The sequence below is a fragment of the Burkholderia torrens genome (genome assembly GCF_984668525.1).
On the sequence record NZ_OZ480211.1, the window covers coordinates 182,801 to 206,083 of the forward strand.

The 23,283-nt window shown below is 67.6% G+C and carries 16 protein-coding genes and 1 pseudogene; 6 read left to right on the forward strand and 11 right to left on the reverse strand.

What is annotated here, in order from left to right; genetic code table 11:
- Nucleotides 1-3: 3 nt before the first annotated feature.
- Nucleotides 4-276 (reverse strand): annotated as a pseudogene (locus AC5LXX_RS00770) (tyrosine-type recombinase/integrase); the annotation flags it as partial.
- A gap of 33 nt (nucleotides 277-309) precedes the next feature.
- Entirely contained in the window at nucleotides 310-2,163 is a 1,854-nt protein-coding gene (locus AC5LXX_RS00775; RefSeq protein ID WP_493410207.1) for a beta-galactosidase, read from the reverse strand.
- Between the two features lie 340 nt (nucleotides 2,164-2,503).
- Here AC5LXX_RS00775 and AC5LXX_RS00780 point away from each other — a divergent pair, with 340 nt between their 5' ends.
- A complete protein-coding gene (locus AC5LXX_RS00780) occupies nucleotides 2,504-4,015 on the forward strand; it encodes a TIGR04222 domain-containing membrane protein (RefSeq protein WP_493410208.1) in 1,512 nt (503 codons plus the stop codon).
- An 82-nt stretch (nucleotides 4,016-4,097) separates the two neighbouring features.
- Here AC5LXX_RS00780 and AC5LXX_RS00785 read toward each other — a convergent pair whose 3' ends face one another.
- From AC5LXX_RS00785 to AC5LXX_RS00810, 6 genes are read right to left on the reverse strand one after another with little or no spacing between them, the layout of a single operon-like run.
- The gene (locus tag AC5LXX_RS00785) at nucleotides 4,098-7,466 is read right to left on the reverse strand and encodes a glycosyltransferase family protein (RefSeq protein WP_493410209.1); all 3,369 of its coding nucleotides are present in this window, start codon (nucleotides 7,464-7,466) and stop codon (nucleotides 4,098-4,100) included.
- Nucleotides 7,467-7,468: 2 nt separating this feature from the next.
- Entirely contained in the window at nucleotides 7,469-8,626 is a 1,158-nt protein-coding gene (gene rffA / locus AC5LXX_RS00790) for a dTDP-4-amino-4,6-dideoxygalactose transaminase (RefSeq protein WP_493410210.1), read from the reverse strand.
- Nucleotides 8,627-8,684: 58 nt separating this feature from the next.
- Complete coding sequence (locus tag AC5LXX_RS00795) at nucleotides 8,685-9,332, reverse strand: class I SAM-dependent methyltransferase (RefSeq protein WP_493410211.1); 648 nt, start codon at nucleotides 9,330-9,332, stop codon at nucleotides 8,685-8,687.
- Nucleotides 9,333-9,342: 10 nt separating this feature from the next.
- A complete protein-coding gene (locus tag AC5LXX_RS00800) occupies nucleotides 9,343-10,065 on the reverse strand; it encodes a WbqC family protein (protein ID WP_493410212.1) in 723 nt (240 codons plus the stop codon).
- The gene (locus AC5LXX_RS00805; RefSeq protein WP_493410213.1) at nucleotides 10,062-11,447 is read right to left on the reverse strand and encodes an NAD(P)/FAD-dependent oxidoreductase; all 1,386 of its coding nucleotides are present in this window, start codon (nucleotides 11,445-11,447) and stop codon (nucleotides 10,062-10,064) included. Before AC5LXX_RS00805 ends, AC5LXX_RS00800 begins: the two co-directional genes overlap by 4 nt.
- The gene (locus tag AC5LXX_RS00810; protein ID WP_060966414.1) at nucleotides 11,444-12,229 is read right to left on the reverse strand and encodes a class I SAM-dependent methyltransferase; all 786 of its coding nucleotides are present in this window, start codon (nucleotides 12,227-12,229) and stop codon (nucleotides 11,444-11,446) included. Before AC5LXX_RS00810 ends, AC5LXX_RS00805 begins: the two co-directional genes overlap by 4 nt.
- 406 nt (nucleotides 12,230-12,635) lie before the next feature.
- Between AC5LXX_RS00810 and AC5LXX_RS00815 the strand changes: the two genes are divergently transcribed.
- Genes AC5LXX_RS00815 through AC5LXX_RS00830 form a run of 4 tightly spaced genes read left to right on the forward strand, consistent with a single transcriptional unit; the run spans nucleotide 12,636 to nucleotide 19,320 of the window.
- Nucleotides 12,636-14,423, forward strand: a complete 1,788-nt coding sequence (locus tag AC5LXX_RS00815; protein WP_493410214.1) for an O-linked N-acetylglucosamine transferase, SPINDLY family protein — start codon at nucleotides 12,636-12,638, stop codon at nucleotides 14,421-14,423.
- A gap of 57 nt (nucleotides 14,424-14,480) precedes the next feature.
- On the forward strand, nucleotides 14,481-14,624 hold the full coding sequence (locus AC5LXX_RS00820) for a hypothetical protein (protein ID WP_493410215.1): 144 nt from the start codon (nucleotides 14,481-14,483) through the stop codon (nucleotides 14,622-14,624).
- Between the two features lie 14 nt (nucleotides 14,625-14,638).
- Nucleotides 14,639-16,837: a tetratricopeptide repeat protein gene (locus AC5LXX_RS00825; RefSeq protein ID WP_493410216.1), complete on the forward strand. Its 2,199-nt coding sequence runs from the start codon at nucleotides 14,639-14,641 to the stop codon at nucleotides 16,835-16,837.
- Nucleotides 16,834-19,320, forward strand: coding sequence for a tetratricopeptide repeat protein (locus AC5LXX_RS00830; RefSeq protein WP_493410217.1), 2,487 nt, complete (start codon nucleotides 16,834-16,836; stop codon nucleotides 19,318-19,320). Before AC5LXX_RS00825 ends, AC5LXX_RS00830 begins: the two co-directional genes overlap by 4 nt.
- A gap of 242 nt (nucleotides 19,321-19,562) precedes the next feature.
- On the opposite strand, the gene AC5LXX_RS00835 is transcribed toward AC5LXX_RS00830, so the two are convergent.
- The 3 genes from AC5LXX_RS00835 to AC5LXX_RS00845 all read right to left on the reverse strand — a co-directional run bounded on the left by AC5LXX_RS00835 (nucleotide 19,563) and on the right by AC5LXX_RS00845 (nucleotide 22,320).
- The gene (locus tag AC5LXX_RS00835) at nucleotides 19,563-19,859 is read right to left on the reverse strand and encodes a flagellar protein FliT (protein ID WP_069246849.1); all 297 of its coding nucleotides are present in this window, start codon (nucleotides 19,857-19,859) and stop codon (nucleotides 19,563-19,565) included.
- Nucleotides 19,860-19,889: 30 nt separating this feature from the next.
- On the reverse strand, nucleotides 19,890-21,308 hold the full coding sequence (gene fliD, locus AC5LXX_RS00840; RefSeq protein WP_493410218.1) for a flagellar filament capping protein FliD: 1,419 nt from the start codon (nucleotides 21,306-21,308) through the stop codon (nucleotides 19,890-19,892).
- A 193-nt stretch (nucleotides 21,309-21,501) separates the two neighbouring features.
- On the reverse strand, nucleotides 21,502-22,320 hold the full coding sequence (locus AC5LXX_RS00845; RefSeq protein ID WP_039346846.1) for a flagellin domain-containing protein: 819 nt from the start codon (nucleotides 22,318-22,320) through the stop codon (nucleotides 21,502-21,504).
- 533 nt (nucleotides 22,321-22,853) lie between these two features.
- Here AC5LXX_RS00845 and rpsU point away from each other — a divergent pair.
- Complete coding sequence (gene rpsU, locus AC5LXX_RS00850; protein WP_006401410.1) at nucleotides 22,854-23,066, forward strand: 30S ribosomal protein S21; 213 nt, start codon at nucleotides 22,854-22,856, stop codon at nucleotides 23,064-23,066.
- Nucleotides 23,067-23,283: the final 217 nt, after the last annotated feature.

A 23,283-nucleotide genomic window follows, 5' to 3' on the forward strand; every position in this document is an offset into this window, starting at 1 on the left:
CTCTCAGCGGTTTTCTCCCTTCGTCGTACTGTCTCGTTGCAGCTGAAATGCAGCTGGCACCGGCATGGGCTCGGCCGTCAGCGGCGTGACCCACTGCGCGAGGTGGTCGGCCGACAGGTGTGCGTACCGCTGCACCATCTCCATCGTCTCCCATCCGCCCAGCTCCTTGAGTACCTGCAGCGGCGTGCCGCGCTGCACGTGCCAACTCGCCCAGGTGTGGCGTAGGTCGTGCCAGCGGAAATCGCGGATACGGACACGCTTCAACGCTTTGCGCCAGACTGGCCAAGACTGCCGCAGCGCGGCGGTGGATTAACCTGCGAGCGTTGAACGAAGCTCGATCGGTGCCGGCGTGATTTGATGCATGTCGAAGATCACCACTTCGTTGTACCCGGTTCGCAGCCACGGGGCGGGGCAGAACAGTCGATATTGAGGGCCGACGTTCCAGTAGCGGCCGAGGTTGCGCCCATTGACCCAAACGATGCCTTTGATCCAGTCGCGCATGTCCAGGAACGTATCGCCCACCTGATCGAGCACCAGTGCCGCCTTGAAGAACAAACCCGGTCGTGTCGGATTCGTGCAGCGTTGCTGCAGTGTCGTGATGTACTCGGCGTCCATCGGGAGCGCATAAGTTGTCCATCCACGTAACGGCTTCGCACCGACCGCCACATCCCCGTCAATACCCTTTCGATCAATCAGGTCGTCACCGTAGTTGACGCGGCCCATGCCTTCGACGAGCACATCGAGCACCTTGCCACCGGTCGGTAGGGTGACGTGCTCGCTGTTTGGTACGACGCGCAGCCCTTCCGCGAGATAGCGCGGCATTTTCGCTCGCGTGATGCCGCCAGCATATTCGGCGTCGACGAACACGGTCGCATAGTCATGAACGTCCCCCGTCGATAGCGGGCCGCCGGCTCCGCCGATGTCCGCGTGGCGGTAAAGAACGAAGCCGGCCTGTTGGCCGTGCATTTCCATCGGCCGCGGCGCGTCGCTTGTGGCGATCGGCGCCGGCAGGTTGTCCCAGAGCGATGCGAAAAGAAACGGCCGCAGAGAGTGATCGCCCGCGAGCTCGATCGTGGGCGGTGCAGCCGGTACGGGTGGAAGCGGTTCGGACAGGTGCGCCTGGATCAGGTCGCGGTAGCGCATGAAGCTTGCGGCCGCACGTCCCTGCTCGTCGATTGGCGCGAAGTAGTCGTAGCTCGTGATGTCAGGTTGATAGTCACCCGTCTTGTGATCGCGGTTCGCGCCGGCCGTAAAGCCGAAGCTCGTGCCGCCGTGGATCACGTAAATGCTGAACGACAGGCCGTAGCGCATGAAATCCGCTAGCTCGCGCGAGATATCGGAGTCATCCCCCTGGAATTTCCGGTCGCCCCAATGGGTGAAGAAGCCCGGATAGACTTCGCCGCCCATTACGGTAGAGCCGGGGAACTCTTCGCGTATCCGATCGATGTCGTGTGCTTTCGGTCCACTGAGACCGATCGCGCAGCCGTCAAGGGCAGTGCGGTTTTCCCGCAATTGCTTGACACCGTCGTCGGTAAAGAACGGCCCGGCGATTCCGCCGTCCACCCATGCCCGTCGTATTTCTTCCAGATAGGCGATGTCGTCGCCATAGGTCGCGTACTCGTTTTCGATCTGGATCAGTAAGATCGGTCCGCCGTTCGTCGACATCAACGGGCGTACGCGCGGCACAAGCTCGGCAATGTACTGGCGCGCCGCATCCATGAAGCGCGGATCACGGTGCGAGCCCACACGCAATTGAATGTCATCGTGTGCGAGCAGGCGCGAAGGGATGCCACCCAGATCCCACTCGCCGCAGATATACGGGCCGGGCCGTAGCAGCACCCACATGCCTTCGTCCTGGCAGAGCCGCATGAATGTCTCGACGTCGCGCTCGTCTGACTCGAAATCGAATTTACCCGCGGCTGTCTCGTGGAAATTCCACATGACGTAGACGGCGATGGTGTTCATCCCCATCGCCTTTGCCATCTGGATTCGCTGGCGCCAGTACTCGCGCGGGATGCGCGCCGGATGCATTTCGCCGCTACGAATCTGGAATGGCGCACCGTCGAGCAGGAAAGTGATGCCGTCGTCGCCGAACGTCAGAGTGTGACTGCCCCCGCTTTTCGGCGTAGGGCCGGAGAGGATTTGCCGTGGTTCGAACGTCACGGACGTTTTGTTGCGACCGCATGCCCCGAGAAGCGGCACCAACGCTGCCGCCATCAAAAAGTTTCGCCTGTTCAAACTTGTGTTCCGGTTCTTTTTTGGGATTCGCCGAGCCTGGCCCTGGCTCGCCTTTCAGTAGCACAACATTATCTTACGAATCCCATCTTCGGGTCAGATCGCAATCCGCCGCAGGCTGCACCTGACGGCCTGACGCGCAGCGCGGCGAACCCCGAGGGCCGCCCACGCATCTGTGCCGTGCCGCCTCGCCGTTGTGCGAGAATCGCCGGCAACGACAACTCAAGCGTCGATCGCGGCGGCCGTCCGCGCATCGCGCCGACTCCCGATGACTGCCATCCCGTCTTCCTTGACCGCAGTCGATGCCCGCGCGCTGACCGATGCGGAGCAAGCGCTGCTCGCGCGTCTGAACGCCTATTCCCCCGACGATCCCGACGCGCCGCTGCCATACAGCCGCCGTCTCGCCGAAGCCGAAGGCTGGTCGCATGCCCATGCGCTGGCCGTGATCGACGAGTACAAGCGCTTCGCGTTTCTCGCGCAGGCGGCCGGGCATCCGGTCACGCCGTCGGTCGCGGTCGATGCCGCGTGGCATTTCCACCTGCAGTACACGCTCGAATACTGGGACGTCTTCTGTGCCGGCGTGCTGCGTGCGCGACTGCATCACATGCCCGGCATGGGCGCGCCGGACGAGGGCGCGGTGTACGCGCAGCGCTATCGCGACACGCTCGACAGCTACCGCCGGCTGTTCGGCTATGAGCCGCCGGAATCGATCTGGCCGCGCCCCGTCGACCGGCCGGCCGAAGCGCCGCCGCCGCAGGCAGACGAGCCGGCCCTCACGCCGACGCGCCGAACCTGGCGCAACCGGCTGCCGAAACTCGCGTGGCCGGCGGCTGCCGCGAGCGTCGCCGCGACCTGCGCATCGGCGCAGGACTTCAACGTGCTGGACTACACGGGGCCGCAGTTTCTCGCGTTCTACATCCCGGCCTGCGTGGCCGCGCTGTTGTTGATCGGGCTTGCGCAACAGATCGAATACCGGTGCCGGCGCAGGCGCGCATTCTCGTCGGACCTGACGGTCGAGCAGGCCGCGTACCTCGCCGGCGACGAGTCGCGGGTCGTGCAGGTCGCGACGCTGTCGCTCGTTCACACAGGCGCGATCGAGCTGGCGATGGCCGGGCGGCTGGGTGGGCGCGTGCGGCTCGTCGATGCGACACGGGCCGGCGAATACGGGGACGAATGCGAATGGCTGGCCGGGCAGCCCGACGGGGAGGCCAGCTTCGGCGCGTTCCGTCAGCTGCTGGCGCGTCGCGCGGCCGAGCAGGCGAAATCGTTGCGCGCGCGTGGCTGTTTCTGGGGGCCGGGCGACATGCGGACGGCACGCATGGCCGCTCGTTCGATCGCGCTGCTGGTGCTCGGCACGGGCGCGGCGAAACTGGCGGTCGGGCTGAGTCGCGGCCGGCCGGTCCTGTTGCTCGTGATCTGCATGGCGGCGTTCGCGATTGCATACGGCATCGTCGTGGGGCGGCTGACCGGGTTCGGGCGGCCCGGCCTGACGGTGGGCGGGCAGGCGTCGCTCGCGGCCCGGCGGACCGTGCGCAGCGACGAACACGACCGGCCGGACGCGTTGCTATGGACCGCCGCGCTGTTCGGCGCGGGCGCGCTGGCCGGCACCGCATGGGCCGCGCATTCGATGGTGCTGATGGAGCCTCCGCCGTTGACGCCGACCGCCGCGCGGGCGGCCGGATCGACCGGTTCGTCCTGCAGTTCGAGCGACTCATCGTCGAGCTGCAGTTCGTCGAGCTCATGCAGCTCGAGCAGTTGCGGCGGCTGTTCGAGCAGCTGAGCGAGCAACTGAGCACAGGGCGCGCTGCCGGGATAGCGCGCCGGGCCGCCAGCGTCAGGCAAGCGGCACGGCGCGCGCCGAACTACGCGATCGCGGCATCGGCGGGCGTTCGTGCCTGCGCAGCACGCCCGTCGCCCGCCTCGACGATCAGCGTCCAGTCGAACGCCGGCAGTGCGCAGAGCTGCTCGACGGTGGCCGTGTACTCGTGCGCGGGCGCGTGCAGGTAGCGCACCTTGTCGGTCCATTCGGGCAGCGGCGCCTGCGACGTGGTCACCACGACCGCCAGCAGATCCTGTTCCGGCCGCCTTGCGATTTCCTGCAGGCTCAGCCGGACCTTGTCGAGGTCGCCCTCGGCGTCCAGGATCAGCGCGCCGGGGATCGGCGCATCCGGCTGGCCGGGCGGGTTGCCGACAGCGCCTTTGTCGATGCACTGCTGATACACATGGCGATAGCGCGGCAGCGCCTGGTGTAGCGCGTGATGCTTGCGGACCTTCGCCTGCGCCGTGCGCGCGAGCCCGCGGCGCAGCGCCGGATTCGCGACCAGCCGGTCGAGCGCGTCGACCCAGGCCTGCGGCGCATCCGGGACCAGCAAGCCGTCGCAGCCGTCGTGCAGCGCGAGGCGATAGGCTGGCCGGTCGCTGACGATCGAGGGGATGCCGGCCGCCGCGTATTCCTGCCACTGGATCGTGCTCGTGCCGGCGTTGTAGTCGTGGTCGGCGAGCGGAAGCAGCGCGATGTCCCAGCGCCGTTCCGGCAGGCGCTGTGCGTGCGCGTCGTAGTCGTGAAGCTCGGGCTCGCACCCGGCGGCCGGGTGGCCGGCCCAGCCTGGCGGGACGTCCGCGCCGACGAAACTCACCTTGACCTTGCCGGGATGGCGCGCGCAGATCGCCTGCAGCGCCGCGTCGACGAGCGCGAAGTTGTCGGCGCGCAGCGACGCGCCGGCGATGCCGATCGTCACGCAGTCGTCGCCGCGCGCCGTCACGGGGCGGTAGAACCGGTCGAAGTCCACGCTGCCGGGCAGCACGTGAACGCGCGGGTGCGACAGCCGGTAGCGGCTGGCGATGAACGGCGTGGATACGATCACGGCGTCCGCGTTGCGCAGCACGAGCTCGATCCCCGCGCGGGCCATTCCGCCTTGCGCGGCGAGCGGGTGCGCGGCCGGCAGGTCGGTCAGCAGGTCGTCGGTCTCGTAGATCACCGGCTTTTCATGCTTGAAGATCGTGTACAAGTCGTTGCCCGTCAGGATGCCGGGCGTCAGCCGGTGCAGCAGGATGGCGTCGGCCGTGGCCAGCACGCTGCTGTCGACCTGGCCGTCCCGGATGCCCGGGACGAGTTCCCATTCGTCGTTCAGCAGACCAAACGGAAGCGTGAGGCGAATGCGCGACGACGCGCAGGCGTCCGGATCGATCGAATACACGATCAGGCGCTTGCGGCGCGGTGCGGCGTCCGCAGTCGCGGCGACGGGCGCCAGCGTCCGGTTCTCCGCCAGCAGCCGCGCGTACAGCGCACCGTGGCGCGCGGCGTTGCGGCCGATGTCGTGCTGCGCACGGATCGCATCCTGCGCGGCCGCGGCGAGTTGCGCGCGGGTTTGCGGATGCTCGATCAGGTGCGCGATCGCGTCGACCCACGCGTCGGCAGTGTCGGCGGCGAGCCAGCCCGTGCGGCCGTGAACAACCGGGCAGCCTTCCGCCGGCGTGGCGACGAGCACCGTGGCCGCGCCGGCCGCCGAGCATTCGAGCCATGCGCGCGGCGGCGCATCGTCGCGCAACGTGACCGGCGCCGCGACCAGCGCGATGTCGAGGTCCGCGCGCTTCAGCGCGTCGGCGTAGCTGTCGTAAGGGGCAGGCTCCGCGATCAGCGTGACGTCCGGTTCGCGGTCCCAGCCGGCCGGCAGCGCCGCGCCGATGAACGACACCCGGAGCTTCCCCGGAAACCGGCGGCGGAGCTCGGCCAGTGCCTGGCGAACCTGCTCGAGACGCACGCCATCGAGACCGGCGCCGGAAACCGCGAGGTTCACGTGGTCGCGCACGCCGGGCACCGCGCGGTGCAGACGCTCGAGATCGACGCCGGTCGGCAGCACGTGGACCGATGCGTTGACATGACGGTACTGCCGCACCAGCGCTTCCGACGGCACGACGAGCGCATGCGCGCGCTGCACGGCGCTGCGGATACCCGCCTTGCGGCGCGCGTTGTCGGTCGCGCCGGGGATGCCGGCGAGCAGCGTGTCGAGCGGTGCGTCGATCTCGAGGACGACCGGCTTGCCGAGCGAGAACAGGTGTTCCAGCGTGGCGGGGGACAGCAGGCCCGGCGTGTCGCCCTGCAGCACGATCAGGTCAGCGCGCTGCAGCGCGTCGGGATCGATGCCGGCTTGCGTGACAGGGAAAGTCAGTGCCCATTCGCGGTCCAGCCGCGCGAACGGCTGCGTGAAGCGCAGGCTGGTGCGCGCGTGGTCGGCCGGTTCGGCGGTGACGACCGCGATGCACGAGCGCGGCGCGGACGCGGGCTGCCCCTGGGCGGCGGCGCCCGTCGCGACGGCCTGCGCATCCAGCTTGTCCGCGTGTGCCTGGGTCCGCTCGACGAAGTTCTGCAACTGCTGCCAGAACGCCTCCTCTTCCTTCAGGTAGACGCTGCGCGCTTCGTGAACGGTGGCCTTCGCGTGGGCGATCTCGTGTTCGTCGAGCCCCCACGCGATGCCCTTGCCGTCCATCACCCACCGGGTCGGCTCCGACAGCGACGCGTCATTCATGATGCACACGACCGGGCAGCCGCACAGCAGCGCTTCGAACACGGCGGTGGACCATTCGTACATGTACACGCACTCGACCTGTCGGAACAGCGCCGCGAGTTCGTGCGCCGAACGTTCCGGCACACGGGTCGAGATTTCGATCGACTCGGCGGTGACCGGATGCAGCGTGCCGCCACGCCGCAGGTGGCGATTGATGAAGACGGCCGTGCCGTTACGGCGGGCGTCGTCGACACCGTCGCTGTTGAAGATGCGCGTGTCGACCAGCGGTATGCGCAGCAGGTCCGCCTTCCATTCTTCGGGCACCAGCGACGGCCCGAACGTGAAGATGAGGTCGTTCGGCTGCAGCGTGATCGGTTCGCCGTTGATGCGACCGGGCTCGGCCAGCAGGTAGCGCACGACGCAGCGCGCGTTGAACGGATTGCCGGTGACGACATCCGGGTAGACGACGATCGGGCTGCGATTCGCGCGGGCGTGCGCCTGCACGATGTCGTTGGTCAGCGGCGGCGTGCGCAGGTCAGGATGCACGACCGGCGTGCAGACGTACGCTTCGTGGCCGAGCAGGTTCAGCACGTGGCACAGGTAGTGCATCGCGCGGATCCCGCCGGAGGTTTGCCGGAAATTCGGCGCGTGTATGTAGTACGGGTGGCCGAGTCGCGTAAAGATGCGCGAACCGCCGTGCGCCAAGCCAGGTAGGGAAGTCGTCATCGTTATCGGGTGCGGTAGAAATCGAAGACCACGTCGAGGATGCGATCCTGTTCGGCTTCGGTCATGTCGTGGTACAGCGGCAGCCGGACGAGCCGGTCGGCGACGAGGTCCGTCACCGCCATGCCGGACCCGCAGCGCCCGTAGCGCTGCCCGGCCGGCGAACTGTGCAGCGGCACGTAGTGGAACACCGCGTTCACGCCCACCGCGCGGATCTGCTGCAGCAGATCGGTGCGTTCGGCGAGGTCGCGTGCGAGGAAATAGAACATGTGGCCGTTGCCGCGCTCGGCGAGCGAAATCGCGGGTAGCTCGATCAGCCCGTCCGCGTGCAGCGGCTGCAGTGCGTCCTGGTAGCGCTGCACGGTCGCGCGCCGCTGCGCGGTGATCACGTCCGCGTGCTCGAACTGCGCGTACAGGAACGCCGCGATCAGCTCGCCCGGCAGGAACGACGAGCCGACGTCGACCCAGGTGTACTTGTCCACCTGCCCGCGGAAGAACTGACTGCGGTTGGTGCCCTTCTCGCGGATGATCTCCGCGCGCTCGACGAGGCGCGGGTCGTTGACCAGCAGCGCCCCGCCTTCGCCCGAGATCACGTTCTTGGTCTCGTGGAAGCTGAGGCACGCGAGGTGGCCGAGGCTGCCGAGCGGCTTGCCGTTCCACGTCGACTGCAGTGCCTGAGCGGCGTCCTCGATCACCCACAGGTCGTGGTCCGCCGCGAGCTGCCCGATCACGTCCATGTCGCATGCGACGCCCGCGTAGTGCACCGGCACGATCGCGCGCGTGCGCCGGGTGATCGCGGCGGCGATCTGCGTCTCGTCGAGGTTCAGCGTGTCGCGGCGGATGTCGACGAACACCGGCGTCGCGCCGCGCAGCACGAACGCGTTGGCGGTCGACACGAACGTGTAGGACGGCATGATCACTTCGTCGCCGGGCTGCACGTCGGCGAGGATCGCGGCCATCTCGAGCGCGGCCGTGCACGAGTGCGTGAGCAGCGCGCGCTGGCAGCCGATGCGCGCTTCCAGCCAGCGGTGGCAGAGCTTCGTGAACGCCTGGTCGCCGGCGAGGCCGCCCTGCTCGACCGCTTTCGCGATGTAGTAGAGCTCCTTGCCGACCACGAACGGGCGGCCGAACGGAATGCAGTCGAGGTTGGGTGGGCCGAACATGGTCAGGCTCCGCGGTGAGGGTGGGACGTTCGGCCGCGCGGCTTGCGCGCGGCACCGCTCAGATGTCCTTGCGGACGAGAATCGTGAATTCGTACAGGCCGTAGTCGTGCAGCAGCGCGACGTGGCGCGAATAGCGGCGCTTGCAGCGATCGAACAGCGCGCACGGGTCCGCGTAGTACAGGAGGTCCGGGCGCATGAACGGCGGATCGGAATACGACGTCAGGCAGTTGAACGCGAAGCCGAGTCGGCTCGTCGCGTGCAGCGTGTCGAGCGTCGCGTGGATGTAGTCGAGCCACGCGTCGTCGCCGTGACCGCGCCTGACGTTGAAGATGCCGGATGCGATCCCGTAGTCCGACGCGGTATGTGGCACCGCGCCGACATGAAACGCGACGTTCGCGTCTTCGCGATAGCGCTGCCGCGCGGCGTCGACCATATCGGACGAGATGTCGTAGCCCGCATACGCGAAGCCGTCCGGCAGCGCACGCGCCGTCAGGAAATCGACCAGCGCGCCGTAGCCGCAGCCGATGTCGTTCACCGAGTGGCCGCCGGACGCGGGCAGAATCTTCGTCAGTTGTTCGAAGCGCAGGAACTGGCTGGTTTCGCCGTTCCAGTCGACGCCGCGCGCGGTCGCGCCGTGCTCCGCCAGCCGCGCGCTGTAGTACGCGGCCACTTCTTCCAGCAGGCTCGCGTGCCGGGATTCGTTCATGGACATCGCCTCAGTCTTTCGAGGTCAGCGCGTACCGGCGCGCTTCGGGACCGCAGTTGAACAGCACATCGAGCACCGTCACGCCGTGGACGAAGTCGCCCCACTGCTGCGGATACTCGGGATAGGTCGGATAGTCGAACCAGCGCACCGCGATGCCGGCATCGGCGAACAGGTTCTCGTCGAGGTAGCTACGCGCGGCCGGGCCGGACAGGTACTCGGTCGCGCCCGCCTGCACGCACAGGTTCAGCAGCTTCTCGGTGCGGTCGCCGTGCAGCGCATAGTCCGACGTCGACGACACGCGCGTGCCGATCTCCAGTTGCCGGAGGACCCACGTCAGCATCGCGAAATTCAGCTCGCTCAGCATCCCGTAGGGGCGACCGGTGTAGAGCGCTTCGAGCTCGTCCGCATAGCGCGCGAAGTGCGGCGCGCGCGCGTAGTTCTGCTGCAGGGCCTTCCAGTGCAGCGCCGCCCAGTCGGCGCCGTCGATCTCGGTTTCGCGGATCGACTGGTGATACTTGCCCTTCACCTTCACCGGCACGCTCAGCCATTGCACGCCCTGCGGCGTCTTGATCTGGTTGCGGTTGCGCCAGTCGCGGCGCGTGTACTGCGCGTCGTCGTAGAGGATGAACTCGTCGCTGGCGGCGATCAGGTCGAAGTAGCCCTTCCACGGAATGTAGTTGGACTGGACGATCGCCACCCGCTTCGCGTCGCGGTTCATGGTCGCACCGCTCATGCCGGAATGTGGCCGTACCGGTACATGTCGACGAGCTCGGGCGGAATGCCCCAGTCCGTCGCGCCCAGCTTGTCGTGCAGCGCCTCCAGGTCCGCGCGGATCGCGTTCTGGAGCTGTTCGACCATGCGGTTGCGCGCCGGCACGAAGTCGTGCTGGTACGCGGCATTGATCTGATGGCGTACCGTCTTCGCGATCGCGGCCGCGCGCGTCATGTTGCGGATCAGCGGGCGTTCGGGCGCGAGTTCCGCGTAGCGTGGATCGATCGGCTCGCCGCGCATCGCCGCGACGAGATCGCGGCACAGCACCGGCGACAGGTGGAAGCCGTCGCGCTTGGTGCCGCCGAGAATCCACAGGTCGCGCACGCTGGTCTCGCCGAACAGCGGATACAGGTCGGACGTCGTCGGCCGCCAGCCGACGTTGACGTTGACCAGGTTCGCGCGCGAGAAGCGGGTGTTGATCTGGTCCATCGCGGACTTGAGCAGCGTGTACGCGCTGCCGGCGTGGCCGTGCTCGTGCGGCACCGGGCTGATGTAGTTGCTGGCGCCGACGAGGGTCCGGTCAGGCCCGTACGGCGCCGAATACACACCGCACGCGAGGCCGCGGTTGGTCGTGCGCACGCAGTGCGTGTGCACGTTCTCCGCGCTCTGCAGTTCGATCGACATGCCGATGCCGTAGAACATCCGCTGCACCGGCAGCTCGGGCAGGCTCGCCTGGAGCACGCGCGTCACGTTGGCGCCGTTGCAGAGGATGAAGCGGTCCGCGGCGAGCACGCTGCCATCGGACAGGCGCGCACCGGTGACGCGTCCGGCCGCGGTGTCGAGCCGCTCGACCTCGGCGTCGATGAAGCGCACGTTGCCGGCTTGCGCGACCGACTCGGTCAGCGCGTCGAGAAACTGTTTCGGATTGGCCCAGCCTTCGCGCTTCAGGAAGACCGCCTTCAGCGCGCGATAGCGCGGATCCGGATGATAGTTCGGGATGCCTGACGGATCGACCGCCTCGCAGGGTTCCTCGAATTCGTGGCAGAACCGCTGCATGGCCGCGAAGTTCTCGTCGTCGAGCGCGTCGGTCGCCGCGTTGTTCAGCACGAAGGTGCCGAAGCCGTGAGCGACCGCGCGCTCCGGCGTGCAGATTTCAGCGAATACGGCGGGCCAGGCCGCCGTCGCGCCGCGGCTCAGCTCGAACTTGAAGCGGTCGATCGGCGTGCCGAGCGAATCGCCTTCCAGTTCGGTGAACGAATTGAGCATCGCCGCCGCAGCGCGCGTGGCCGAGCCGGGCCGATGCGCGTGGCCGACGATCACGAGCTCGACGCCCGGCTCGGCCTGCTGCCATGCGCGGGCCGTCATCAGGCCGAGAATGCCGTTGCCGAGGATGGCGATCTTCATTTGCGGGTGCCCCCACCTTCGGGGAACGACAGGTAGCAGAGCGACGGATATGCCGCCGCCTTGTGGATCTGGTGCGGACGGTTGCCGAGCAGGTCGCGCAGGTAATGGATGCCTTCCGCGGGCAGCTGGCCGCCGCGGGTGAGCTGCCAGAACGCGACGACGCCGCCGGGCACCAGCCGCTCCATCACCGCATCGAACGCGTGCCGGGTCGGCTCGATCACGTTCAGGTCGAACCACGCGAGCGCGACCATCTCGCCGGGATGCGCTTCGTCGAACGCCGCCAGCGTATCGCGGCAGTCGCCTTCCCACACGTGGTGCTTGTCATGCACGTGTCCCATCGCGTTGCTGCGCTCGTGCAGGTTCAGCAGCTTGCGCAGCAGGTCGGCGTACTCGCCGGACAGCGAGTACGTGCCGTCGGAGAACAGCTTGCGGTCGCGCGTGTCGTGCTCGGCGAAGCCCGTGTAACCCGTGAACGTATCGAATGCGTGGATGCGGCGCTGGAAGTTCAGCGGCTCGAGAATCGCGCGGAAGTTCTCGCACAGCACGGCGGTCTGCCCGCGCCACGTGCCGAGATCGAGGATCGCGCCCGGCAGCGGCACGATTTTTTGATAGATCTCGAAGGTCGCGAGAATGCGTGCGAGGAGCGAGCCGCGCACGAACAGGCCGAGCGACCGTTCCAGTTCCTCGCGCGTCGCGGGGTAGGTCTGCATCAGGTCGAACAGTTCGCGGCGCGCCGCGAGCTGATCGCCATCTGCGTTGGTGATGATCGCTGATTCGTGCATACACAGGGCTCCAGGCGCAAAGGGTGTGGCCGGACGAGCGCGTGTCGGCGCGGTGGCATCGGAATGCGCAACCGTCCGAGCGTCGCAGGTCGGACATCTTTCTACGATCAAGTCTAGCGAGCGCCGCCCGGATCGAATGTCGGATTAGCGGGTGGTTTCACCCCGCATTTCGATGGATGCGCGGGTGTCCGGCGCGAATTCGGGGCGCCCGCGGGTGCGGCTTGCAGTCGCGCGAATAGCGACCAATTCCAGCACCTGCTCGCCAAATTGGAACGCGGCGTGCGCGAGGAGAATTCGGACACGTCGGAGACCGTCGGTGCGTGCGTCCGCGGGCGAAGGCGTGTGCCGACGCAGCGACGCCGGCCGCGATTCGAATCCCGTATTGGCTACCAGGACGACCTAGCTCATGATGCCCACCTCCCCCGCCGCCGCCACGATCGAACAAGCGCTGGCGCACCATCAGGCCGACCGGCTGGAAGAGGCCGAGACGCTGTACCGGCAGATCCTCGACACCGATCCCCGGCACGCGGACGCGCTTCACCTCCTCGGCCTGATCGGCCATCAGTACGGGCGCTATCAGCAGGCATCCGACCTGATCATGGCGGCGATCGAGATCCGGCCGGACGCGATGTACTACTACAACCTCGGCAACGTGATGCAGGCGGACAACCGTCACGCCGCCGCCGCCGAGTGCTTCCGTCTCGCAATCGAGCTGCGACCCGACTACGTCGATGCGTACAACAACCTCGGCAACGCGCTGCGGCTCGCCGGCGACGCCCGCGCGGCCGTCGATGCGTTCTGCCAGGCCATCGCGCTGAAGCCGGACAACGGCCAGGCCTACAACAACCTTGCGAATGCGCTGTTCGATCTGAACGAGATTCCGGCCGCGCTCGAGGCTTACCGGCACGCGGTTGCGCTGCGCCCCGAACTGCCGGAGCCGCGCAGCAACCTGCTGTTCGCGAGCCACTGCAGCGAGGCGTTCGACCACGACGCCTATCTCGCCGAGGCCGCGCGCTACGACGAAGTCGTCACGCGGTGCGCGACGCCGTGGACGGACTGGCTCGTCGACCTGACCGCCCGCGCCGGGCGGCCGCTCAAGGTCGGCATCGTGTCGGGCGACCTGAAGGCGCATCCGGTCGGCTATTTCATCGAGAGCATGCTGAAGCATCTCGACGCGAATCGGATCGAGATGCATGCGTACCCGACGCGCGACGTCGAGGACGACGTGACCGCCCGCCTCAAGCCGGCCTTCGCGACGTGGACCTGCATTGCCGGCCTGAGCGACGAAGCGGCGGCTGCGCGTGTCCGCGCGGACCGCATCGATGTGCTGCTCGACGCGGCGGGCCACACGGTCTACAACCGCCTGCCGCTGTTCGCGTGGAAGCCGGCGCCGCTGCAGGCGAGCTGGCCCGGTTATTTCGCGAGCACCGGCGTGCGCGCGATCGACTACGTGATCGGCGACCGTCACGTGCTGCCGCCCGCCGAGGCCGCGCATTTCACCGAGCGGCCGTGGCATCTGCCGGACAGCTATCTGTGCTTCACGCCGCCGGTCGAGCCTGTCGACGTCGGCGCGCTGCCGATGCTCGCGAACGGCCATCCGACCTTCGGCTATTTCGGCAAGCTCGCGAAGATCACCGATCACGTCGTCGCGGTCTGGTCGCGCGTGCTGCAATCGGTCGCGGGCGCGAAGCTGTTCGTGAAGGCGGAGCATCTCGACGATCCGCGCGAGCAGCAGGCGCTTGCCGCGCGCTTCGCGGCGCACGGCATCGACGCGCAGCGCTTGATCCTCGAAGGCCGCTCGCCGCGCGCCGAATACCTGGCCGCGTACCGGCGCGTCGACCTGATGCTGAGCCCGTTCCCGTATCCGGGCGGCACGACGACCGCCGAAGCGCTGTGGATGGGCGTGCCCGTTCTGTGCCGGCGCGGCGAGCGCTTCCTGTCGCACATCGCCGAGAGCCTGCTGCATTCGGCGCGGCTGCCCGAGTGGATCGCGGACGACGACGACGCGTATGTCGCGAAGGCCGTCGCGCAGGTCGGCCAGCCCGCCGAGCTGGCGGCGCTGCGCACGACGCTGCGCGCGCAGGTGCTCGCGTCGCCGCTGTGCGACGCGCCCCGCTTCGCGCGCCACTTCGAGGACGCACTGCACGGCATGTGGGCGCAGCACGTCGAAGCCGCGCCGGTCGCATCCGTGTGAGGCCGCTCACGACTTGTTGATGTGCGTGGGCATTTCCACGTAGGCGGCAAGCGGAACATGGCGCCCCTCGCGCTGAACACCGCGCCGGCCGACGTGATCGTCATTCCGGCCGGTGGCGCGTGCGCGATACCGTCGTCGGCCGTGACGATCGGGCACGGCGGCAGGCTGATCGACTTCGGACGCGAACCGCATCCCTATTGAGCAGAGCAGACGAGATGGACGGAACAGGACAGGCATTGCAGGCGGCGCTGGCGCATCATCAGGCGGGGCGTCTCGCGGAAGCGAAGACGCTGTACGACGCGATCCTCACCGCGCAGCCGGGCCAGCCGGATGCGCTGCATTTCCTCGGGCTGCTGGCGTGCCAGCTGAAGCAGTACGACGCGGGCATCGCGCTGATGGAGCATTCGCTCGTCGAGCGGCCGGACGCGTCGTACTTCAATAACCTGGGCAACATGCTGCGCGAAAGCGGCCGGCTCGACGACGCGATCGCGCACTATCGGCGCGCGGTGGCGCTGCGGCCGGACTATCCGGAGGCGCACAACAACCTCGGCAATGCGTTGCGCGACGCGCGCGAGCCGACGGCTGCCATGGAGAGCTGCGCGCGCGCGATCGAGCTGCGCCCCGGTTACGCGGAGGCGTACAACAATCTCGGCAACGCGCTGCAGGATCTGGGCGACCTTGATCGCGCCGCGTCGCACTACGGCCGCGCGATCGAGCTGAACCCGTCGATGGCGATGGCCCACGCGAACCTGAGCGCCGTGCGTCACAAGCAACTGCGCTGCGCGGAAGCGCTCACGCATGCGCAGGACGCGATCCGGCTCGCGCCGAACCTCGGCGACGCACATAACCACGCGGGCAACGCGTATCACGGACTGAACCGGCTCGAGGATGCGCATGCGAGCCATCGCACGGCCGTCACGCTCAATCCGGCGGACGCTGGCGCGTGCCACAACCTGTCCGTCGTGCTGCTGAAGCTGCAGCGGCTCGACGAGGCGCTCGTGTATTGCCGGCAGGCGTTGCAGGCCGGCCCGCCGGCCGTATTGATGCACGTCAATCTCGGCGACATCCTGCGCGCGCAGGGCAACGTCGATGCCGCGGTCCACGCGTATCGCGATGCGCTTGCGCTGGTGCGCGACGACGCAGACGACGTCGCGGCGACCGTGCTGAACCGGCTGCTGTTCAGCGCGGCGGCGTCCGCTTGCGTGAACCCCGCCGACTACCTGGCCGACGCGCGGCGCTACGGCCGGCACCTGGCCGCGCGTTCGACGCGCCATGCGCACGATCCGCGCGAGCGGGCCGCGCGCGCGCAAGGGCGGCCGCTGCGCGTCGGCTTCGTGTCCGGCGACCTGCGCCTGCATCCGGTCGGCATCTTCCTGGAAAGCGTGCTCGCGCACCTCGAGCGCACGCGCATCGACCTGCGCGTGTACGTGACCACGGACGAGGAGGACGCGATCACCGCGAAACTGAAGCCGCACGCGAACGGCTGGCGCTCGATCGCCGCACTGGGTCCGGAGGCGGCCGCGCGGATGATTCACGACGACGAAATCGACGTCCTCGTCGACCTCGCGGGCCATACGCAGTCGAGCGGGCTCCCCGTGTTCGGCTGGAAACCCGCGCCGGTGCAGGCGAGCTGGCTCGGCTTCTTCGCGTCGACCGGCTGCGACGCGATCGACTACTTCATCGGCGATCGCTACACGCTGCCGGACGCCGAAGCGCATCACTTCGTCGAGAAGCCGTGGCGGCTGCCCGACAGCTTCCTGTGCTTCACGCCGCCGGCCTGCGACGTCGAGGTCGGCCCGCTGCCGATGGCGGCGAGCGGCCATCCGACGTTCGGTTGCTTCGGCCAGCTCGTGAAGATCGGCGACGACGTCGTGCGCGCGTGGTCGCGCATCCTGCACGCGCTGCCGAACGCGCGGCTGCTGCTCAAGGCGCACGAGCTCGGTCGCGAGGGCGTGCGCGACGCGACCGCCGCGCGCTTCGCGCGGCATGACGTCGGCGCGGACCGGCTGATCCTCGAGGGCGGTTCGCCACGCACGGAATACTTCGCCGCGTACCACCGCATCGACGTCGCGTTGAGCCCGTTCCCGTACCCGGGCGGCACGACCACGGCCGAAGCGCTGTGGATGGGTGTGCCGGTGCTCGGGATGAAGGGCAGCAGGTTCGTCACGCACATCTGCGAAAGCGTGCTGCACGCGGCGGGCATGGGCGAATGGGTCGCCGACGGCGAGGACACCTATGTCGCGAAGGCGATCGCGGCGGTGCGCGATCGCGAGCGGCTCGCGGCGCTGCGCGCCAGCCTGCGCGCGCAGCTGCTCGCGTCGCCGCTGTGCGACGCGCGCCGGTTCGCGGCGCATCTCGAAGCGGCTTTCCTCGCCATGTGGCAACGCTATACGAACTCGGAACACGAAGCATGAACGATATCCACGACACGCTGCAGTCCGCGCTGGCGCATCATCAGGCGGGGCGTCTCGCGGAAGCGAAGACGCTGTACGACGCGATCCTCACCGCGCAGCCGGGCCAGCCGGATGCACTGCATTTCCTCGGGCTGCTGGCATGCCAGCTGAAGCAGTACGACGCCGGGCTCGCACTGATGGAGCGTTCGCTCGTCGAGCGGCCGGACGCGTCGTACTTCAACAACCTGGGCAACATGCTGCGCGAAAGCGGCCGGCTCGACGACGCGATCGCGCACTACCGGCGCGCAGTGGGGCTGCGACCGGACTACCCGGAGGCGCACAACAACCTCGGCAACGCGTTGCGCGACGCACGCGAGCCGGCCGCCGCGATGCAGAGCTGCGCGCGCGCGATCGAGCTGCGCCCCGGTTACGCGGAGGCGTACAACAATCTCGGCAACGCGCTGCAGGACCTGGGCGAGCACGAAGCGGCGGCCGCGAGCTACGCCAAGGCCGTCGCGCACCAGCCGCAGTACGCGGATGCGTACTGCAATCTCGGCAACGCGCTGCATGCGCAGGAGAAATTCGACGATGCCGCGGATGCCTATCGTCGCGCCATCGCGCTGCAACCGGGCTTCCGTGTCGCGCACCGGGGGCTGAGCGCGACGCTGCGCGCGGCCGGCGATCTGCACGGCGCGATCGACCATGCGAGCGAGGGGCTCGATCCGGGCGACGCAGACGCGCACTGCGTGCTGGCAAGGTTGCTGCAGCGCATCGGCGATTTCGACAAGGCGCTCGAACTGCTCGAGCAGGCGGTCGCGATCGCCCCCGCGCATGCACAGGCATGGGCGTGGCTCGGCGATTTGCGCAACCAGCAGGGCGAATACGGGCAGGCGGTGCAGGTGTGCCGGCGTGCGATCGAGCTTGATCCCGAACTGGCCGACGCATACAACTTCCTCGGCTTCGCGTATCACAACCTCAACTTGCTGGCCGCCGCGGAGTTGAGCCACCGGCATGCGATCGACCTGAACCCGGACGATGCCGACGCGCATCACAACCTCGCCGCCGCGCTGTTTCGGCTCGAGAAGCTCGACGAGGCGATGAAGCACACCGAGATCGCGCGGGAGCTCGGCATCGATCCGCTGAAGGTCCAGATGACGCTCGGCGACATCCTGTGGGCGAAAGGGGATCTCGCCGGCGCGCTGGATGCGTTCCGCTCGGCGATCCGGCACGACCTTCATCGCGCGTACTCGCGGATGCTGTTCAACATGTCGAGCTCGCCCGCGTTCGAGCCGCAGGAGTGGGTCGCGGAAGCGCGCCGCTACGGCGAGCATCTCGAGCGCGACGCGCATCCGTTCGAGCACGACCGCGCGCAGCGCGTCGCGCAGGCGCAGGGGCGGCCGCTGCGCGTCGGCTTCGTGTCGGGCGACCTGCGCCAGCACCCGGTCGGCATCTTCCTGGAAAGCGTGCTCGCGCGGATCGACCGGTCGCGCATCGAGCCGCATGCCTATGTGACGTTCGTCGGCGAGGACGACGTGACCGCGCGGCTCAGGCCGAACTTCGCGAGCTGGAAGAAGGTGGTCAGCCTGGGCCGCGAGGAGGCCGCGCAACTGATTCGCGACGACGGCATCGACATCCTGATCGATATGGCGGGCCATACCAACTGGAGCGGCCTGCCGATCTTCGGGCACAAGCCCGCGCCGGTGCAGGCGAGCTGGCTCGGTTTCTTCGCGACGACCGGTTGCCGCGCGATCGACTATTTCATCGGCGATGCGTATACGCTACCGGCCGACGAGGCGCATCACTTCACCGAACGGCCGTGGCGACTGCCGGACAGCTACCTGTGCTTCACGCCGCCGCCGTACGATGTCGCGGTCGGCCCGCTGCCGATGGTGGCTCATGGCGGCGTCACGTTCGGCTGCTTCGGCAAGCTGATCAAGATCAGCGACGAGGTCGTCGCGCTGTGGTCACGCATCCTGCACGCACTGCCGGACGCACGCCTGCTGCTGAAGGCCCATGAGCTCGGCGCCGGCGACGTGAACCAGGCGACGCTCGACCGCTTTGCGCGGCATGGCATCGGAGCGGACCGGCTGATCCTCGAGGGCGGCTCGCCGCGTGCGGAATACTTCGCCGCATACAACCGCATCGACATCGCGCTGAGCCCGTTCCCGTACCCGGGCGGCACGACCACCGCCGAAGCGCTGTGGATGGGCGTGCCGGTGCTCGGGATGAAGGGCGGCCGGTTCGTCACGCACATTTGCGAAAGCCTGCTGCACGCGGCGGGCATGGGCGACTGGATCGCGGAAGACGAGGATGCGTACCTCGCGAAGGCCGTCGCGTTCGCGCGCGACCGCGACGGGCTGGCGACGCTGCGTGCAACACTGCGCGAGCGCGCGCTGGCGTCGCCGCTGTGCGATGCGTCGCGCTTCGCACGCAACCTCGAGGACGCGCTGCACGGCATGTGGGCCAGCTACGCGGCCGGTGAGACGGCGCCCCGGGACGCGTGACGAGCGGGATCGCGCCACGGCTGGAAGCCGCGCTCGCGCATCGTCGGGCCGGCCGCCCGAGATGATCGACGCGGCCGTCGAGCGGGCGACGCGGGCGTAGCCGGCGCGATCCGGCTCGCGCGCCTGCCTGCAGGCGAAAAAAAAAGCCGCATTGAAGCGGCTCGACGGTACGGCGACAACGGACCGCTCGACTGGCGGCGTCTTTTAATTCGAAATGCGCGGCGGGCGAGACGCCCGGCCGGTCACAGCATGCCGGCCTTCTGGTACTGGCTCGCGGCCTTGATCCGCTCCTGGGACTGCGCAAATTCCGCAGCGAGGCGGTCACGGTCCGTCTGCGCATGCTCCGTGATCGACGCGTCGATCGCCATGATCTGCCGCACCTGGTCCAGCACGTCCGGGGTCTGCTCGCCGGACAGGTTCATCAGCAGCGGCGAGCGTTCGTCGACGAGGGCCGCGACGCGCACCCAGTCGCGCGCATCGGCCGCCGACTGCATGGCACGGGTCAGGTCGAAGGCGCGGGACAGGGTGTCGTTCGTCATGGTTCTGCTCCGAAGGGGGGCGGCCGAGGCTTACTTGTTGCTGGCCATCGCGCCGGCGCTGTTCTGGCCGCCGAACAGCTGGGTCAGGTAGCGGGTGTTGTTCGCCATCGTCGCCATCAGCGTGTTCAGCGCGGTGAACTGCGCATTGTATTGCTTGGTCAACTGGTCCGAGTAGCTCTGCAGCTGCGTCGCCTGACTCTGCACGCTCTTCAGATCGGCGTTGATCGCGTTGGTGCGCTGGTCGATCAGGCCGGACGCCTGCGTGTACGAGTTGATGTTCGCATTGAGCGCCTGGGCGATGCCGTTCGTCTGGTTGAAGATCGCCGACACCGCGGAACTGTTCGACTTGAGCGCGGTGGTCAGCGCGGCGGTGTCGACCGACATCGCGCCGGTCGAGTCCACGTTGATGCCGATGCTGCCGAGCGCATAGGTCGTGCCGCCCGTCGTGACGCCGCTGCTGAGCGTCGTCGCGAGCGTGTTCCTGATCGTGTTCAGCATCGCGTCGCCGAGCATCGGGCCGGCGGTGTTCGCCGTCGAGTCGTAGCTCGACAGCGATTTCGCGGTATTCACGAAGTTGGTATAAGCGGTCGCGAAATTGTTGATCGCGGTCGTCGCCGCGGCCGTGTCCTGCGACAGCGTGACGGTTTGCGTCGTGCCGACAGCGGCCTGCGACAGCGCCAGCGTGACGCCCGTCAGCGCGCCCGACACGTTGTTCGACGCGCTCGACACCGGCGTGCCGTCGATCGTCAGCTTCGCGTCGGCGGCCGGCGTGACCGTCGTGTACCCCGACGTCAGTTTCGAATTGACGCCCGTACCCGAGATCGAGATCGTGTTGGCCGCGCCGGTGGCGTTCGACTGCATCACGAGATGCTGGCCGTCCGAACCGGTGATGACCGACGCGGTGACGCCGGCATTGCCGGATGCGGAGTTGATCGACGACGCGATGTCGGACAGCGATGCGCCGGCCGCCACGTTGACGTTGAACGCGGGGTTGCTGCCGAACGTGATGCTCAGCGAGCCGGCCGATATCGTGTCCGCCGACGTCACGCCGGCCGACGACAGCTTGTTGGCGGTCGCGAGCTGCGTGACATTGACCGAATACGAACCGGCCACCGCGCCGCTGCCGCTCTTGATCGTCGTCGCGATGCCCGTGCCGCTCGCCGTCGCGGCCAGGCTGCCGAGCGCGGTGCCGTCCGAGAGGCCGGTGAGCGCGGTCTGCAGCGCGGACAGCGCACCCTTCAGCTGGCCGATCGCGGACAGTTGCGTATTGTCGTTCGTCTGGCGGGTCTGCAGGGTCTGCAATTGCCCGGCCGTCTTCGCGTTCACCAGCGTCGTGACGAGCGTATTGACGTCGAGCGACGAATTGGTCGCGCCGCTGATGATCGATTGACCTGCATTCGCCAGGATGCTGCTGATGTCCGTGCTGCTGACGGGGGTCGTGGTGGCCATGCCGTTGCTCCGGTCGTCCGCGCAATCAACGTGCGCGATGCGGCGGGGCGCCGCGGTTCAATGCAAAGAGGGAGGCGTGCCTCCCTGGAGAATTCTGATCCGTGCGGTTTCGGCGGCGTCGCGATGCGTCGCATGGCGACGCCGCCGTGCCCGGAGGCGGGCGGGCGCGTGGCCCGCCGCGGGTGCTGCTCGATTAGCCGAGGAGCTTCAGGACTTGCTGCGGCAGCGAGTTCGCTTGCGCCAGAACCGAGATACCAGCTTGTTGCAGCACTTGCGCCTTGCTCAGGTTCGCCGTTTCCGTCGCGAAGTCCGCGTCGGTGATCTGCGAGCGAGCGGCGGTCATGTTGGTTGCCTGGGTTTGCGTCGTCGAGATCGCAGCCTGGAACGTGTTCTGTGCTGCGCCCAGCGTTGCCTGGAACGTGTTGACTTGCTTCAGTGCCGCGTCGATCGCCGTGATCGCCGATTGCGCGCCCGACTGGGTGGCGACGCTCAGGGTGTTCACGCTCATGCCCGTGCTGTTCCAGTTCGCCGTGCCGAAGTCGACGGTAACGACCTGGTTCGCTGCTGCGCCGATCTGGAACGTGACGCTGCCGGTGCCGCCCAGGATGGTCTGGCTGTTGAACGTCGTTTGCGATGCGACACGGTCGATTTCGCCGAGACGCGTCGACACTTCAGCTTGCAGGTTTGCGCGAGCGCTCGAATCCAGCGAGCCGTCGCCCGCTTGTTGCGCCAGCGTACGGATACGCTGCAGGTTGTCGACCGTCGATTGCAGCGCGCCGTTGGCGGTCTGGATCATCGAGATGCCGTTGTTCGCGTTTGCAACACCTTGCGTCAGCGCATTGATTGCCGCCGTTTGCGACGTCGAGATCGCCAGGCCTGCTGCATCGTCAGCAGCGGTGTTGATGCGCTTGCCCGACGACAGGCGGTTGATCGCTTGCGACAGTGCGCTTTGCGAGCCCGACAGATTCGTCTGCGTCGTCAGCGAAAGGATGTTGGTGTTGATGTTCAGCATTTGCTTCCTCGTTTTGGAAAATGCCTGAGATACAGACAGGTTCTGGTATCGGCGTTGCGCTTTTTCGCGTCTGGCGCTGCCCGCCTTTCCTGGTTGACGGCGGCACCCGGCGAAAACTTTAGAGGGATGTTTGAGGAAATTCGGGACGGAAGGACCGGTTTCGCCGGGAAGCCACGCCGGACATGGTGGGCGGCACGATGGCCGTGGCGCGGGAATCGCGCGTTTGGGTGGAATGTTGGGTGGAACGTTCGCCCGCGATCCACAAAAGGATGGTTTTGTCTGTGATTCCCTGCTATGATGGCGGGCTGAATTGAGATTTCTGTCACGCCTCTGCCGTTTTCGGCATGTCTGCTGGCAGTCAAACGCGGCGCTGCACGCGGCTGTGAAGCGTACTCGCGGTGCTTTCCGCCTCTCTTTTCCGGCCTCCGAGGCCGTATTTCCGCTCGTTTCGCCTGTTTGTGGGGACGCTCGGATGGCCGGTGCGTGGCGCTTGGCCGCTACGTTTTTGACCGTTTAAGCAATTTAGGAACGACATGACGACGATTCTTCTGAAAGAAAACGAGCCGTTCGAAGTGGCGATTCGCCGCTTTCGCCGTGCTATCGAAAAAAATGGCCTGATCGCTGAACTGCGCGAACGCCAGTCCTACGAAAAGCCGACCGCAGTCCGCAAGCGCAAGAAGGCAGCAGCCGTCAAGCGCCTGCACAAGCGCCTGCGTAGCCAGATGCTGCCGAAGAAGCTCCACTAAGAGCGTCTTACGGTTCGCCGCGAAACGGCGGAGCGTGCCTCGAAAGAGGCCGCTCCGCCGTTTTGCTTTTGTGGGCCGGAAAAATTGCGGGTCGTGGCGGAAAAGTGGCAGATCGGCCGGTAGGCGGCGGCACGGCCAGGCGGCGACACGACCAGACGACGGCACGGCGGCACGGCCACGCGGCCGTACCGTCGGCGGCCAACGGGTAAGGGCGCCG